14 protein-coding genes are annotated in these 15277 nt (G+C 45.0%); 13 read left to right on the forward strand and 1 reads right to left on the reverse strand.

The annotated features are described in order from the left end of the window. Nucleotides 1-15: 15 nt before the first annotated feature. The 7 genes from ACQCN2_RS03790 (at nt 16) to ACQCN2_RS03820 (ending at nt 10730) form a co-directional block, all read left to right on the forward strand. Nucleotides 16-1383, forward strand: coding sequence for a dihydrolipoamide acetyltransferase family protein (locus ACQCN2_RS03790; RefSeq protein WP_426927569.1), 1368 nt, complete (start codon nt 16-18; stop codon nt 1381-1383). A gap of 298 nt (nt 1384-1681) precedes the next feature. Next, entirely contained in the window at nt 1682-3829 is a 2148-nt protein-coding gene (locus ACQCN2_RS03795) for a stalk domain-containing protein (RefSeq protein ID WP_426927570.1), read from the forward strand. Between the two features lie 353 nt (nt 3830-4182). After that, on the forward strand, nt 4183-5835 hold the full coding sequence (locus tag ACQCN2_RS03800; protein WP_426927571.1) for an acyl-CoA mutase large subunit family protein: 1653 nt from the start codon (nt 4183-4185) through the stop codon (nt 5833-5835). A 20-nt stretch (nt 5836-5855) separates the two neighbouring features. Then, complete coding sequence (mce, locus tag ACQCN2_RS03805; RefSeq protein ID WP_426927572.1) at nt 5856-6683, forward strand: methylmalonyl-CoA epimerase; 828 nt, start codon at nt 5856-5858, stop codon at nt 6681-6683. 4 nt (nt 6684-6687) lie between these two features. Further along, nucleotides 6688-8244, forward strand: coding sequence for an acyl-CoA carboxylase subunit beta (locus tag ACQCN2_RS03810; protein ID WP_426927573.1), 1557 nt, complete (start codon nt 6688-6690; stop codon nt 8242-8244). Nucleotides 8245-8332: 88 nt separating this feature from the next. After that, complete coding sequence (locus ACQCN2_RS03815) at nt 8333-9454, forward strand: M20/M25/M40 family metallo-hydrolase (RefSeq protein WP_426927574.1); 1122 nt, start codon at nt 8333-8335, stop codon at nt 9452-9454. 97 nt (nt 9455-9551) lie between these two features. Further along, nucleotides 9552-10730 (forward strand): DUF3866 family protein, encoded by a 1179-nt coding sequence (locus ACQCN2_RS03820; protein ID WP_426927575.1) that lies wholly within the window; start codon nt 9552-9554, stop codon nt 10728-10730. On the opposite strand, the gene mciZ is transcribed toward ACQCN2_RS03820, so the two are convergent. Next, the gene (gene mciZ, locus ACQCN2_RS03825) at nt 10666-10815 is read right to left on the reverse strand and encodes a Z-ring formation inhibitor MciZ (protein WP_426927576.1); all 150 of its coding nucleotides are present in this window, start codon (nt 10813-10815) and stop codon (nt 10666-10668) included. The genes ACQCN2_RS03820 and mciZ overlap by 65 nt on opposite strands. Nucleotides 10816-10915: 100 nt before the next feature. Between mciZ and ACQCN2_RS03830 the strand changes: the two genes are divergently transcribed. The 6 genes from ACQCN2_RS03830 (at nt 10916) to xerD (ending at nt 15262) form a co-directional block, all read left to right on the forward strand. Beyond that, the gene (locus ACQCN2_RS03830) at nt 10916-11473 is read left to right on the forward strand and encodes an NUDIX hydrolase (RefSeq protein ID WP_426927577.1); all 558 of its coding nucleotides are present in this window, start codon (nt 10916-10918) and stop codon (nt 11471-11473) included. After that, a complete protein-coding gene (locus tag ACQCN2_RS03835) occupies nt 11470-12651 on the forward strand; it encodes an endonuclease Q family protein (RefSeq protein WP_426927578.1) in 1182 nt (393 codons plus the stop codon). The genes ACQCN2_RS03830 and ACQCN2_RS03835 overlap by 4 nt, the downstream gene beginning before the upstream one ends. Before the next feature lie 60 nt (nt 12652-12711). Continuing rightward, a complete protein-coding gene (gene spoIIM / locus ACQCN2_RS03840) occupies nt 12712-13338 on the forward strand; it encodes a stage II sporulation protein M (protein WP_426927579.1) in 627 nt (208 codons plus the stop codon). Between the two features lie 105 nt (nt 13339-13443). Further along, nucleotides 13444-13905, forward strand: a complete 462-nt coding sequence (fur, locus tag ACQCN2_RS03845; RefSeq protein ID WP_426927580.1) for a ferric iron uptake transcriptional regulator — start codon at nt 13444-13446, stop codon at nt 13903-13905. A 158-nt stretch (nt 13906-14063) separates the two neighbouring features. Next, nucleotides 14064-14303 carry a DUF4227 family protein gene (locus ACQCN2_RS03850; RefSeq protein ID WP_426927581.1) on the forward strand — a complete coding sequence of 80 codons (240 nt, stop codon included), beginning with the start codon at nt 14064-14066 and terminating at the stop codon, nt 14301-14303. A 71-nt stretch (nt 14304-14374) separates the two neighbouring features. Next, nucleotides 14375-15262, forward strand: coding sequence for a site-specific tyrosine recombinase XerD (gene xerD, locus ACQCN2_RS03855; RefSeq protein WP_426928160.1), 888 nt, complete (start codon nt 14375-14377; stop codon nt 15260-15262). The last annotated feature ends 15 nt before the right edge of the window (nt 15263-15277 follow it).

A 15277-nucleotide genomic window follows, 5' to 3' on the forward strand; every position in this document is an offset into this window, starting at 1 on the left:
CAAGGAGGACAGAGCATGGCAACCAAAGTGTTAATGCCCCAATTAGGGGAGAGTGTAACAGAAGGTACCATTTCCAAATGGTTGGTTAAACCTGGAGATGTGGTAAATAAATACGATCCATTAGCGGAAGTGACCACCGATAAAGTAAACGCAGAAGTACCCTCAACAGTTTCTGGCCGAGTGACCGAAATTGTTGTTCCTGAAGGAGAGACAGTTGAGGTCGGTACGCTGATCCTCTACATCGAGGAGAGCGGTGCCGCAGCCGATGCAGTAACGACTACTTCAACAGCAACAGCTCCTACAGCGGTAGCAGAACGAACAGCGGCACCTGTAGCAACCAGCCAGGTAACAGCAACATCTCCTGTTGTTCAGACAGCTCCTGCCGCGCAAGCAACAACCGCTGTGAATGCAGGCAGCAAGCAACGATATTCTCCGGCAGTGATGCGTCTTGCCCAAGAACACAACATTGATCTATCTCGTGTTCATGGAACTGGCGCGGAGGGACGTATTACGCGCAAGGACGTTCAATCAATTATCGACCAAGGCGGTCAAGCAGTAGTAGCACCTGTTGCCACACCGGTTGCGGAGGTTGCAGCTCAAGTAGCACCGATGACAACTACAAGCGCCCCTTCAACAACTGCCGCGGCGTCAGCGAAAGAAGTTACCTACGATATTCCGGTTGCTTCCGGTGACCAGGTGATACCAGTAACGCCTATCCGTAAAACAATTGCTTCCCGGATGGTTCAAAGCAAACATGATGCTCCGCACGCTTGGACTATGGTAGAAGTGGATGTTACGAATCTCGTCAAATTCCGCAACAAGGTAAAAGACGAGTTTAAACAAAAAGAAGGACTCAATCTGACCTTCCTTCCATTCTTCATCAAAGCGGTCGTGGAGTCGCTCAAAGAGTTTCCTATGCTCAACTCTACATGGGCAGGCGACAAGATTATCGTGAAAAAAGACATCAATATTTCGATCGCGGTAGCGACGGACGAGGCATTGTATGTTCCTGTCATTAAAGGTGCGGACCAGAAATCAATTTATGGCATCGCCAAATCCGTTGAGGACCTGGCAAATCGCACAAGAGCGGGCAAATTGACAATGGACGATATGTCTGGCGGTACATTTACCGTGAACAATACCGGTTCATTTGGGTCCGTATTGTCTACGCCGATCATCAATTCACCGCAAGCAGCGATTTTAAGCGTCGAATCCATCGTGAAACGACCAGTTGTCGTGGATGACATGATTGCGATCCGCTCGATGGTTAACCTTTGTCTGTCATTGGACCACCGCGTATTAGACGGTCTGGTATGCGGTCGTTTCCTGCAAAGCGTCAAGCAAAAGCTGGAAGCTATCGGCACTGAAACCAAAATTTATTAATGTCCAAAAACCAAGGAGATACTGCTCCTTGGTTTTTTTAGTTATCGGAAAGCAAGATTTCTAATATGCAGAATATTTATCAAACTTTGTCGATCAAAAAAGATTAGAAAATCATGTAACTTTTTTGACAAATACTACGTCATGATAAGAGAGGGGGCAGGAAGATAACGTCAGTATCTGATAAATAATGATAAAAAGTTGGCTGAACGTTCCCTTAGATAGCTATTTATGGTAAACTTGAATACGTCTATCGGGTCTATTTTCAGAAAATATATTAGTAGATTATGGGAGGACAAATATGAAGAAGAATGTAAGAAAAGGACTGCAGGTTGTTTTGGCGAGTACCCTGATTGCCAGTCCGTTTGTAGCAACTCCGAAAGCATTCGCAATTTCTGATTTTAAAGTAGAAGCTGATGATGATAAGGCGGATGAAGATTCCGAGTATACGATGACCTTCACACCTGAAGAAGATTTGGAGAAAGGTGAGGACATCAAAATTCTATTCCCTAACGGCTATTATCCAAAGGACGACCGTATAAGCAAAAGCACGGTCGAAGTTAACGGTAAAAGCCCGAAATCAGTTTCTGTTGATAGTTCAACTGTAACCATTACCATTAATGAAAACCTTGATAAAAACGATGAAATCGAGATTAAGTTTGATAAAATTCGCAATCCGAAAAGTGCCAAGGACTATGTCTTTAAAGTTAAAACTGATCAGGAAACCTCCTGGGAAAGTTCTGATGACGTGACCATCACCAAAGGAAGTAAAAGCGGAAGCGGAAGCGGAAGTCACAACAGCTCAAGTGATGACTTTAATGTAGATATGGATTCAACCAAAACAGGTGAAGATACGGGTATTGAGCTTGGTGAAATTAGTTTAGATAATAAACTTTCAAAAGGAAATACGATCTACGTAATCTTCCCAACCAAAGACATGCTTCCGAATAGCATTAAAGAAAAGTACGTAGAGGTTAACGGCTACGAGCCAGATGATATTCAAATGGTTAGTGATAACCAAGTAAATATTAAAGTTCCTTCTGGTGCAAATGGTGATAAAGACCTTACCATCAAATTTGATAAAGACGCGGGAATTCAAAACCCATCAAAAGCGGATACCTACAATTTCAATGTGAAATATAGCGGTACCAAATACACTTCTGAGGATGTGAAGATTACCAAAAATGGTTCTTCCTCTTCAAGCTCCAGTTCCAGTTCTTCGAGTGGTACCGTGACACTCTCATCCAGTAGCGCTGGAGAACGCAGCAGCTATACCATTGATCTGGATTTCGGCAGCAAGGATGTTTCTTACGGAGATACAATTGATCTGGAATTCCCGAGCTCTGACATGTTGCCAGGGTATATCGAATCTCAATACGTTACCGTAAACGGTAAAACCGTAAAGAACGGAGTATATCCATCTGGTAAAAACGTATCGATCACTACACCTAGTTCGTTTTCGTCTTCCAACAAAGTAAAGATCGTATTTAGTTACTATTCTACTATTCAAAATCCAAAAACATCAGGTTCTTATCAAATCAAAGCTACTGCAAACAGCAAAACGATTACAACCAAGAGCTTTGATATTACAGGATCCAGTGTGACACCTACGTATCCAACAACACCGACGAATCCAACATATCCAACAGTTCCAACGAATCCAACACCTGTCAACAACACAACAGCAACCGTTGGATTGTCGAAATCTACGTTGAACACGGCAACTGGTCTTACTGTTGGAATTAAGGGCCTAGGCATGCCGTTGGTGAAAAACCGTGACTTCTTGGAACTTTCTTTACCGTCTGGTTTCCGCGTGCCTGCCTACATTAATACGGCAGCAGTGTCCGTGAATGGTTCGATTCCAAGTTATGTCACTACTCGTGGTCAAAACCTGATCATTTATCCATCTCAAGATCTCACGACGAATTCTGCCGTGAATGTGGTGGTAGGTGAAGCTTCCAATATCGTAACACCTGCGTCTGCAAGCAATTACACCATTGGAGTTTACACTTCTGCAGAGAAGAATGCGCTCTTCTCCCGTACCGTAGCGATCGGTGGTGCCGCACCTGCAGCTACTTTGCCTGCTAGCGCTGCACGCTTAAAATTGAACTCTGCTACCTATACCGTAAATGGTAAAGCTCTTCCGCTTAAAGCAGCTCCATATACGTTGAACAACAACACCTTGGTACCGGCTCAGTTCTTTAAAGAAGGACTTGGTCTAACTACTGTGTGGAGCCCAACAGCGGCGAGCGTCACTAGTGGAAGCACGCAAATCAAGTTTACGGTAGGCTCCAATATCGCCAAGGTAAACAATGTCGATGTAAAATTGCCAGTTGCGGTTCAAGTGAAGAACGGAATGCCAATGATCCCGATCACAATGGTATCCAACACCTTGAAATACAAACTTACTTGGGAAGCAAAAACAGAAAGCATCGTAATTTACCGTTAAGGATGAACAAACCCCTCTCAATTAAATGAGAGGGGTTTGTTTTATCTGTCTGCCACTATAATTGGGCAAGCCAATTGATTTTAAGCGATCTAGAAGTCTGATCGATATTATCTTACAATTAAGAACGAAGGAATGATCAAAGAAAGGGCAAGTAAGACCAAAATAATTTTTGCGACTGTAGACCGTTTCATTCCTTTTCACCACCTTGTTCGTAACTTTTTGCGAATATAATGAAAATACAGATGGATTTCTATCATTGCTCCGTTGAAAATGCATTCAGCTATGCTAAAATTAAATGAGAAAATTAAAAAAGTGTTATGTATACCGAATCCTGGGAATGGGGAGGGGCTTTTGTGTCCAAGAACGATTTTACCCAACTCTTTCAAGAGTGGCAACAACAAGTAAACAAGCGACTTGAAAAAAATCCTGAAAGGAAACAACAATTCACTACTTCGTCTAATATCGAAGTAGATCGGGTATATTTGCCAGATGAAATTGATGGCGCTTACATGGATAACATTGGTTTTCCGGGCGAATTTCCTTATACACGAGGAGTCCAACCAACGATGTATCGGGGCCGTTTTTGGACGATGCGCCAATATGCGGGGTTTGGTTCCGCAGAGGAGACCAATAAACGTTTTCGCTATTTACTTGAACAAGGTCAAACGGGTTTAAGTGTCGCGTTTGATTTACCAACTCAAATTGGTTACGACTCGGATGATCCAATGGCTAGAGGAGAGGTTGGGAAAGTCGGTGTGGCAATCGATTCACTCGAAGATATGGAAACTCTTCTAGAAGGTATTCCATTGGATAAAGTAAGTACTTCGATGACGATTAACGCGCCGGCCGCTGTGCTTTTGGCGATGTATATTGCTGTAGGCGAGAAACAGGGAGCCTCATCCAAACAGTTGTCGGGAACTATTCAAAACGATATTTTGAAGGAATATATTGCCCGAGGAACTTACATTTTTCCACCGAAGCCATCTATGCGTCTGATTACGGATATTTTTGCCTACTGTGCTGAACATGTGCCGAAGTGGAATACCATCTCGATTAGTGGGTACCACATTCGGGAGGCTGGTTCAACAGCTGTTCAGGAAGTCTCGTTTACCCTTGCGGACGGTATTGCTTATGTCGAAGCGGCGATTCAAGCTGGTTTGGATATTGATGACTTTGCCCCTCAGCTGTCCTTCTTCTTTAATGGACATAACAATTTCTTCGAGGAGATTGCCAAATTCCGCGCAGCCCGCAGAATTTGGGCGAGACTGATGCGAGAGAAATATGGAGCGAAGAATCCAAAATCATGGCAATTCCGCGTTCATACACAAACAGGTGGTTCAACATTAACCGCGCAACAACCAGACAATAATATTGTGCGTGTGACCATTCAGGCGCTAGCTGCTGTCCTAGGCGGAACACAAAGCTTGCATACGAATTCACGTGACGAAGCGTTAGCTTTGCCTACAGAAGATTCAGCGCGCATCGCTCTTCGTACTCAACAGATTATTGCCCATGAAAGTGGTGTTACAGATACCGTCGATCCATTGGCTGGCTCCTATTATGTCGAGTATCTGACCGACCAAATAGAATCAAAATCGTTAGAATATATGGAAAAGATCGAACGCATGGGTGGAGCGGTATCTGCGGTTGAAGCGGGGTACATGCAGCGTGAAATCCACAAGCAAGCGTATGAAACTCAACGAAAAATAGAAACTGGCGAAGAAAAAGTGATCGGTATGAACAGCTTCAAGCTCGATCATGAACCACAGCCAGAGCTTCTTCGAGTAGACCCATCTCTCGGAGTTAAACAAAAAGAGAAACTGGATGACTTGCGGGCGCGCCGTGATCAAGTTCAAGTTGAGCAAACGCTCAATCGACTTCGCGAAGCTGCTCAAGGCACCAATAATCTTATGCCAATAATTCTTGATTGTGTGAAAAGTTATGCCACCATTGGAGAAATATGTGGTGTACTGCGTGATGTTTTTGGAGAGTATAGAGCGGTTTAGACTGTGTAGGGGGAATATTCATGGAGAGAAAAATACGTGTACTGGTAGCGAAGCCAGGGCTAGATGGGCATGACCGTGGAGCGTTGGTAGTAGCCCAAGCGCTACGTGATGAAGGAATGGAAGTTGTTTATACGGGTTTAAGACAAACACCTGAACAAATTGTCAACGCGGCCATTCAAGAGGACGTCGATGTCATCGGACTTTCCTGCTTGTCTGGAGCACATAATGAACTATTCCCAACAGTCGTTCGATTGCTTCACGAACGACAAGCCGATGATATTTTAGTGGTTGGCGGTGGTGTCATACCGGATGAAGATATCCCGTTTTTGAAATCACAGGGGATTGCAGCTATTTTCACACCAGGTACACCTACCAAGGTAACAGCCGATTTTATTCGAAATTCGGTCGGTGCCAAACAGATGACCTTGCAACAGCCACCAAACAAAATTGCTCATATTGGGATTGCGGTAAAAAATTTAGAAGAAGCTCTACCGTTTTACACAAATCAGCTCGGACTAAAGCTGGTAGGCACAGAAATGGTGGAGAGCGAGCAAGTAAGAGTGGCCTTTTTAAGTATTGGTGAAAGCCGCTTTGAACTGTTGGAGCCTACTTCGCCAGAGAGTCCGATTGCCCAGTTTATTGAAAAGCGTGGCGAAGGAATTCACCACATCGCACTAGATGTTGACAATGTGGAGGAACGTCTCGCGCGGTTAAAAGAAAACGGAGTGAAGCTGATTCACGAAATACCGAAGCAAGGTGCTCATGAAGCGCTAATCGGCTTTATCCATCCGAAGGCAACAGGCGGCGTTCTTTTCGAATTGTGCCAATATCCGAAAAAAGGGGAATAGTTTCATGAGTGACGCAATGTACGAAAAAATTAATGAGCTTTACGATCGGAAGCGAAAGGTTGAGCTTGGCGGCGGGGATGATCGTATTGAAGCTCAACACAACAGGGGAAAACTGACCGCTCGTGAGCGAATTGACATTCTCTTGGATCCTGACACGTTTGTCGAATTGAATCCCTTTATCAAACATCGAGCGACCAACTTTGGTATGGATAAGTTGGAAGCGCCTGGTGAAGGTGTAGTGACAGGCTACGGAAAAATCAATGGACGATTGATCTACGTGTTTGCTCAGGACTTTACGGTATTTGGCGGAGCGCTAGGAGAAATGCACGCCCGTAAGATTGCCACCATCATGGATTTGGCTGCCAAGAATGGCGCTCCTGTGGTTGGTTTGAATGACTCAGGCGGGGCCCGCATTCAAGAAGGGGTTGTATCGCTTGATGGTTATGGCCATATTTTTTACCGTAACTCGATCTACTCGGGTGTCGTCCCGCAAATTTCCGTTATTTTAGGCCCTTGTGCCGGTGGAGCGGTTTATTCGCCAGCGATTACGGATTATGTGTTCATGGTGGAGAAAACCTCACAGATGTTTATCACCGGACCTAAGGTAATCGAAACCGTAACGGGAGAAAAAATCTCCAGTGAAGATTTAGGTGGAGCCAGCGTACATTCGTCGATTAGCGGGAACGCGCATTTTACCGCACCCACTGAAGAAGAAATATTGGAACAAGTACGTCATCTTCTAAGCTTCCTGCCACAGAATTATAAAGAAGAAGCACCTCGCATAGAATATACGGGACCGGCTGGTGATTGGCTGGAGGAGATTATCGATCTGGTTCCGGTAGCGGGCACAAAAGTTTACGATGTCAAAAAGGTATTGGAACTCATCGTCGATAACGGAGATTTCATGGAGGTTCAGCCTGACTTTGCGCGAAACATTGTCGTCGGGTATGGAAGAATTGACGGACAGAGTGTAGGCTTGATCGCCAATCAACCAAAAGTAATGGCTGGTGGACTCGATATTGATTCTTCGGACAAGCTGGCGCGTTTTATCCGCACTTGTGATTCCTTCAACATTCCATTGATTACGTTTGTTGACGTAACGGGCTTCTTCCCGGGAATTAATCAGGAGCATGGCGGGATCATCCGTCACGGTGCCAAAATCCTCTATGCCTATTCGGAAGCGACTGTGCCCAAAATCTCTGTGATCACCCGCAAAGCGTACGGTGGCGCATACGTTGCCCTGAACTCCAAGGCAATTGGAGCGGATGTTGTCTATGCGTGGCCCAATGCCGAAATTGCCGTGATGGGTCCAGAGGGTGCGGCCAATATCATCTTTGCCAAAGAAATCGAGCAAAGTGATAATCCACAGGCAACCAGACAGGCAAAGATTAGCGAATATCGAGAAATGTTCGCAAACCCATACGTGGCGGCCGAGCACGGAATGGTGGATGATGTCATCGATCCACGGGAGACACGCAAGCATTTGAAGATGTCTCTTGAAATGTTGCGGAATAAGGAAGAAACACGTCCGAAGAAGAAACATGGAAACATCCCGTTATAAAAAAAGTTTGATTGTCGTGGTGGGCATCTATTCTTTTTTGCGGTATACTGGGATTCATTGATACATATGAGTTCCAGTCGAGGAGGGTATGACGATGATTAATCAAGAACGCTTACTGAATGAGTTCCTTGAACTTGTCCAAATTGATAGTGAAACGAAGCACGAGCAACAAATTAACAAAGTATTGAAGGAAAGACTAATCTCGCTTGGGTTCACAGTAGAGGAAGACGACGCAGCGCAAAAAACAGGTTTTGGTGGAAACAATCTGGTCGGAACCTTGCAAGGAACGGCTCCAGGTCCAGTCATCCTGTTCAGCTGCCATATGGATACCGTTGTACCTGGAAAAGGCATTAAACCATCTGTTCGTGATGGGTATGTACACTCAGATGGCACAACGATTCTTGGCGCGGATGATAAAGCCGGGATTTCTGCTATTTTCGAAGGGATCCGTACGATTAAAGAGCAAAACCTTCCGCATCCTACCATTCAGGTTGCCTTTACAATCGGGGAAGAATCTGGTTTAGTTGGCTCTCGCGCGATGGATAGCAGCCTCCTGAAAGCGGATATGGGCTTCATTCTTGATTCTACCGGTAAAGTTGGTGAGATCATCACAGCAGGTGCTGGTCAATACCGCATCGTTACCAAAATTCACGGTAAAGCGGCGCATGCCGGCGTAAATCCAGAGGCTGGAGTGAGCGCCATTACTGTTGCTAGCAAGGCTATTTCACGTATGCCACTGGGTCGCATTGACGCTGATACAACAGCGAATATCGGTCGCTTCGAAGGTGGCAAAGCGTACAACATCGTAGCGGATTACGTAGAAGTTTGGTCTGAAGCGCGCAGTCTTGTAATGGATAAATTGGAAGAGCAAGTGAAAAAAATGACGGCCGCTTTTGAATCCGCGGCTTCCGAACTTGGCGCGCGTTGTGAGAATGAAGTGATTTTCATGTACCACGGCTTCAAGTTTGGCGAATCAGAGCCCGTTGTTAAAAAGGCGATGGCAGCTATTCGTCGTGTAGACCGTGAACCGGTATTGGAGAAGAGCGGTGGCGGAAGCGACGGTAACGTGTTTAACGGTTTCGGGATTCCAACCGTGAACTTCGGAATTGGATACGAAGAAATTCATACAACAAACGAACGCATGCCGATTGAAGAGTTGAACAAAGCGGCTGAATTAGTGGTTGCGATTGTATCCGAGTGCTTGGAATAATCACATGAGAAAAGCAAAAGCCCAGGGATTCCCTGGGCTTTTCTTGCATTCATTTGCATAGGATGAATTGAATCTTGGCTGTAGAAGGAGTGGTGAAATGCTGCAGCTGGCTAACGCTGAAGTAGTTGAGATCTTGGACACACAACCACAAATTCAATTCCTTCGAATCAGAATGCAAGAGACAGGGCGAGTCGAACAAGCCTTTTATTTGACGGGGCGTGAACTGCGTTGTCAATTAGGAGATCGGGTGTTGGTGAATACCACAGCGGTTGCCCTTGACCTGGGAACGGGGGGGTACCATATTGTTGTTAGTAAATGCAACCAGGCTTTCGCTATTGACTATTTTCCAAGTCAATGGGGACATATTATGAAGCAAAGATACTCTCCTATGCAAATGGCGGTAGACGCCGTTGAAGAGGAAAATAGCCCGTATCATTCCTATTTTGTCGGTGAGAGCGCGAATCTTAACCATACGCCAGTCATCATAGGGGAGCTTCATAGTATGCTGCCGATGGTGGCGCTTAGTCTTTACCAAAGAGATTCTGGCTGCAAGCTCGTGTATGTGATGCCAGATGGCGCTTCCCTGCCAATTGCGATAAGCCGGCACGTTCATTATCTGAAACAAAAGGGAATACTATCCTCCACGGTTACTGTTGGGCACGCGTGGGGAGGAGACCTCGAAGCTGTAAATATCTATACGGGTTTACTCGCCGCAAAGGAAATCGCACAAGCCGATATTATTCTCTGCATGCTTGGCCCTGGTGTTGTGGGAACCAGCACACCTTATGGGTTCAGCGGAGTTCAATTGGCGGATATCATTCATGCGGTCACCATTTTGCAAGGAATACCAATCTGCGTTCCTCGTATTCAATTTGCTGATTCACGCCCCGCTCATGTTGGACTGAGTCATCATACACATACGGTATTATTCAAATTGGCGTTATGTTCTGTTTTAGTTCCACTCCCTATTTTTGGCGATTTCCGAGATGATATTCTTCTTGCTCAATTGAATCAGCCTTCACCAAGAAGTAAGCATCACATGATTTCTTTACCCGCTCCATCGGTGGAGGAACTTGAACGGATTCAACAAAAATATCCCGAACCCATTCGGACGATGGGGCGGGATTTATACCAGGACGCTTCCTTATTTCAAACAAGCTATGTTGTTGCGCATGTGGCTAATCGCATCTGGAGCACTTTACAACAACGTACTAGCGCTTACTTCCTCGATCAAGACGTACTAGAAACTCTTGCAAAGTTATGGGATGCTGAGTAAGGGTTCGAAGAGCTGCACGAATTTCCCAAGCCTTGCCAACAAGGCGCAAATGTTGAGGACTCGTATACGTTTTCATAAGTTCCATAACCTCCCGTATAGTAGCTTGGACAAGTTGTTGCTTTCTGAAACAACATATGGGAGGTTACATTGATTTAGAACCGAGTTGGAAAAAGGAGATGACACGCATGAGTGAGCAAGTAAACGATCGATTATACGAAAAAACAATCTCGAGCACACCCATTTATGAAGGAAAAGTCATCAAGGTTAAAGTGGATGAAGTGCTTCTGCCAAATGGAAATACATCCAAGCGGGAAATCGTTGAGCATCAGGGAGCGGTTGCGGTTATCCCGTTGACGTTAGATGGCAAATTGGTGGCAGTCCGCCAGTTTCGTAAACCTTTGGAGCTCTCCATTGTGGAGATTCCGGCGGGTAAACTGGAAAAAGGCGAAAAGCCCCTCGATTGCGCAATACGTGAATTAGAAGAAGAAACAGGTTATAAAGCAGGCAAATTTGAACATATTAGCTCATTTTATACCTCTCCGGGGTTTGCCAATGAACTGTTGCACCTGTATTTGGCGACAGACTTGACTGTAGGAGAATTTCATCCGGATGAGGATGAATTCGTCGAGCTGATGCATTTGACGTTGGATGAAGCCAAACAACTCCATGCAGAAGGCCAAATCTGCGATGCCAAGACAGTAATGGCGCTGTTCGCATGGGAGAACCGGGTGCTGCGAGGATGACCGAATCTCTTGCTAGCTATTTTGCGGATCTTCACATCCATATTGGCGCGACACAATCAGGTAAACCAGTCAAAATCACAGCGTCGAGAAATATGACACTCACCCGTATTCTGGAGGAAGCCTCAGAACGCAAAGGAATTGAGATCATCGGGATCATTGATTCTCATGTTCCTGAAGTGCAAAGAGAACTCGAAGATTTGCTGGAAACAGGACAAGCAACACAGCTTTCTCAAGGCGGGATTCGATATAAGAACACGACGCTTATTCTGGGAAGCGAAGTAGAGGTGAAGGAAGCGAATCGCGGTGAGGCCCATTTTCTCTGCTACCTGCCGGATCTAGCCCATATGAAGGAGTTCACCGCATGGCTTGAGAAAAGATGCACAAACATCACCGTAAGCTCACAACGAATCCAAACCAATTTGCGTGAGCTTCAACAGGTCGTGAGGGAATGGGGAGGCACCATTATACCTGCCCATGTGTTTACCCCGCATAAAGGAATGTACGGGAACTGTACTGATCATATGGGCGAAATTATGGATCCGACACTGGTTTTGGCTGTTGAATTGGGACTAAGTGCCAATACGAATATGGCGGACAGGCTACAAGAGCTGCATGACAAGACGTTCTTAACCAATTCAGATGCTCACTCACTGCCCAAAATCGGACGAGAGTATCAGAAATTGACCTTGTTAGAGCCCAGTTTTCATGAGTGGATGAAAGCGCTTCGCCGTGAGGATGGACGAGGTGTTCTTGTTAATTATGGATTACTTCCGCAACTCGGGAAATACCATCAGACGACCTGTCAATCTTGTAAGCAACCCTTGCCGCAAACTCTCGATGGCAGGTGTCCGCATTGCGGGTATAAGTCCGTAATCCGCGGGGTGGATGAACGAATTATAGAGCTCGCTGAGTTGCCTTTGGGACAGCACCCGTCTCATCGGCCCCCTTACATTGAACAGATTCCACTGGAGTTCATTCCAGGATTGGGAGCAAAGTCCCGCGAAAAACTCTACCTTGCCTTTGGAACCGAAATGAACATCCTGCATCGCGTGGAATATGAAGAATTAGCGCAGGTTGTAGGGGAGAAACTGGCTATAAGCATACAGCGAGCTCGAACAGGAAATTTGTCCGTTACAGCAGGCGGAGCAGGCACTTATGGACGTGTTTTCTCGGGTTAGGAATACTTGTACCACTCCTCACATACAGTTAATTAACTAGTTTGTGGGGAGGCGGCTTAAGTGCGTAAACGCATGGGACAAACTATCCAGAGCTCATTGAAAGAAAATCAGTCACTATATGTGTTTACCATTGTCTTGTTTGCGATGGGGGTTATTTTTGGAGCCATCATCGTTAATTCCTTGACACTCTCCCAGAAGCAGGATTTATTTGGTTTTCTCCAATACTTTTTTAAGAACATGAGTCAGAACGGTATTCCTGATCCCAATGAACATTTTGGTCAAGCGATGGGATATTATCTCAAGACCGTAGGAATTATGTGGTTATTTGGCTTATCGATAATCGGTGTCCCCATTATCTTGCTCATGCTTTTTTTGAAAGGGATTGTAATCGGCTTTACGGTAGGATTTTTGGTGAATCAATTTCAGTGGCAGGGAATGACCTTCTCGCTCGCTGGAGTTCTCCCGCAAAATATGTTGATTGTACCTGCGTTCATCCTTATTGGTGTGGCGGGAATCTCCTTCTCGTTGCGTTTAATCAGGACGCGGCTGCTTTCCCACAGAGATGAGATTTGGCCGCATTTTATCAGATACAGCTTATTGATTGTCAGTATGGTGGCCGTTCTTACGGTTGCGGCGCTGTTCGAAAGCTATGTTTCTCCGACGATCATGAAGTATGTTATTCATTAAGCATTAATTAAGAATAATTCTCATATAATAACGGATGTATTTGACTTAACTGATTCCCCTCTACTATAATAGGAACAGGTTTCATGCGAGCGGGGAGGGGCAGTAATGGAAGAAAAAATAGAAAAAATCAAGCAGCAGTTACATTCCCATAACTACAAATTGACGCCACAGCGAGAAGCCACAGTTCGTGTCCTTCTGGAAAACGAACAGGATCACTTGAGTGCAGAAGACGTGTATCTCTTAGTGAAAGAGAAAGCCCCAGAGATCGGACTCGCCACGGTATATCGGACATTGGAATTATTAAGTGAACTTAAACTGATACACAAAATGAATTTTGGCGATGGAGTTGCACGGTACGATCTTCGTGATGACAATTCCGAATATCATCACCATCATTTGATCTGTTTGCAATGTGGAACTGTCGATGAGATATTCGAGGACCTTCTGACTAGCGCGGAGGAACGCGTGAGAACTGCTTATAACTTTACGATATTGGATCATCGCTTAACGTTTTATGGTGTTTGTAACCGATGCATCGACCATGTAAATATTGAAGACTTCAAGTAATCAGAACTTCTCTCGTTAAGAGAGGAGTTTTTTGTTTGAGATCAACTTATCTGTGGCATGATAATGGAGGATGATTCCTAGCTTTTATGAGCGTTTAAGCATGTACTTTATTGCTTGTGAATAAGCTATAGGAAAAAGTTTGTGAGGATGACACTTGTATGGGCCTATACATACGCCGTATGATGGAATTGATTCGGTTTTTCTTGCTTTTTGTCACCTGTGCATTGCTTAGTTATGGAGTGATTACGTTTTTATCTGATCACTTCTTGCCAGCAAATCCGTACCGGGAACCAGTTGGGAATGCGGTAAAAGTGGTGAAGCTTCTTCATGAGAATAAATCAGAAGATGAAGTTTTTGATTTTGAACGGCTGCAATTATTTTACCTTGAAGGCGAGTAAGGAAAGAGGATTTTCCTTTGCAGATGTGGAATTCATTACGTGATGAATCCACGTTGAAAGGGATACAACTTATGGATATGCTCATTGATCATTTTACCCACTTTCTCGCCGTCGAAAAAGGATTGTCCGCCAATACACTTGAATCGTACCAACGAGATCTGGTGATGTTTACGGCATATTTGCAAGAAGTTGGCGTCAAAGACATTCAGGATTCTTCACGGACGCATATTATCGGGTATCTCTTGCAATTGCAGGAGAAAGGTCGGGCAACTGCCACGATCTCACGCAATATGGCATCAATCCGCGCCTTTTATCAGTTTCTGATCAAGGACAAATGGATTCAAAACGATCCTTCGATTCATTTGGAGACACCGAAGATTGAGAAGCGATTACCCAAAGTTCTCTCTGTACAAGACGTGGAGTTGCTGTTAGAAGGACCCGATATGTCTTCCCCAGCAGGATTGCGTGATAAAGCCATGCTGGAAATGCTCTATGCGACTGGAATTCGTGTATCCGAACTGGTCAACCTGGAGATCAGCGACGTTAATCTGGAAATGGGTTTCCTCAAGTGTATGGGGAAGGGTTCTAAGGAACGAATCATTCCACTTGGTCGAATTGCGATTGATGTGGTTGAACAATACATACAAGCAGGCCGACCTAGGTTACTGAAAGCAAAAACAGAATCGGCTCTTTTCCTGAATCATTTAGGAAAGAAGATTACCCGACAAGGGTTTTGGAAACTGATCAAGAAATATGCGATGAAGGCCGGGATTACAGTGGAGATTACGCCCCATACATTAAGGCATTCCTTCGCCACGCATCTCTTGGAGAATGGAGCGGATTTACGATCCGTTCAAGAAATGTTGGGACATGCTGATATATCCACAACCCAAATCTACACGCATATTACTCGGTCAAGAATTAAAGATGTCTATGCCAAAACTCACCCGAGAGCATAGGCTCTCTTTTTTCAA

The organism is Brevibacillus ginsengisoli, assembly GCF_050113715.1.
Classification (GTDB): domain Bacteria; phylum Bacillota; class Bacilli; order Brevibacillales; family Brevibacillaceae; genus Brevibacillus_H; species Brevibacillus_H ginsengisoli.

Coding starts and splice junctions, on each gene's coding strand:
- mciZ (WP_426927576.1), bottom strand. CDS start 10,815: ATGGAACTTATGAAAACGTATACGAGTCCTCAACATTTGCGCCTTGTT.
- ACQCN2_RS03850 (WP_426927581.1), top strand. CDS start 14,064: ATGGGCCTATACATACGCCGTATGATGGAATTGATTCGGTTTTTCTTG.
- ACQCN2_RS03820 (WP_426927575.1), top strand. CDS start 9,552: ATGCTGCAGCTGGCTAACGCTGAAGTAGTTGAGATCTTGGACACACAA.
- ACQCN2_RS03810 (WP_426927573.1), top strand. CDS start 6,688: ATGAGTGACGCAATGTACGAAAAAATTAATGAGCTTTACGATCGGAAG.
- ACQCN2_RS03830 (WP_426927577.1), top strand. CDS start 10,916: ATGAGTGAGCAAGTAAACGATCGATTATACGAAAAAACAATCTCGAGC.
- fur (WP_426927580.1), top strand. CDS start 13,444: ATGGAAGAAAAAATAGAAAAAATCAAGCAGCAGTTACATTCCCATAAC.
- ACQCN2_RS03835 (WP_426927578.1), top strand. CDS start 11,470: ATGACCGAATCTCTTGCTAGCTATTTTGCGGATCTTCACATCCATATT.
- ACQCN2_RS03790 (WP_426927569.1), top strand. CDS start 16: ATGGCAACCAAAGTGTTAATGCCCCAATTAGGGGAGAGTGTAACAGAA.
- mce (WP_426927572.1), top strand. CDS start 5,856: ATGGAGAGAAAAATACGTGTACTGGTAGCGAAGCCAGGGCTAGATGGG.
- xerD (WP_426928160.1), top strand. CDS start 14,375: ATGGATATGCTCATTGATCATTTTACCCACTTTCTCGCCGTCGAAAAA.
- ACQCN2_RS03815 (WP_426927574.1), top strand. CDS start 8,333: ATGACGATGATTAATCAAGAACGCTTACTGAATGAGTTCCTTGAACTT.
- ACQCN2_RS03795 (WP_426927570.1), top strand. CDS start 1,682: ATGAAGAAGAATGTAAGAAAAGGACTGCAGGTTGTTTTGGCGAGTACC.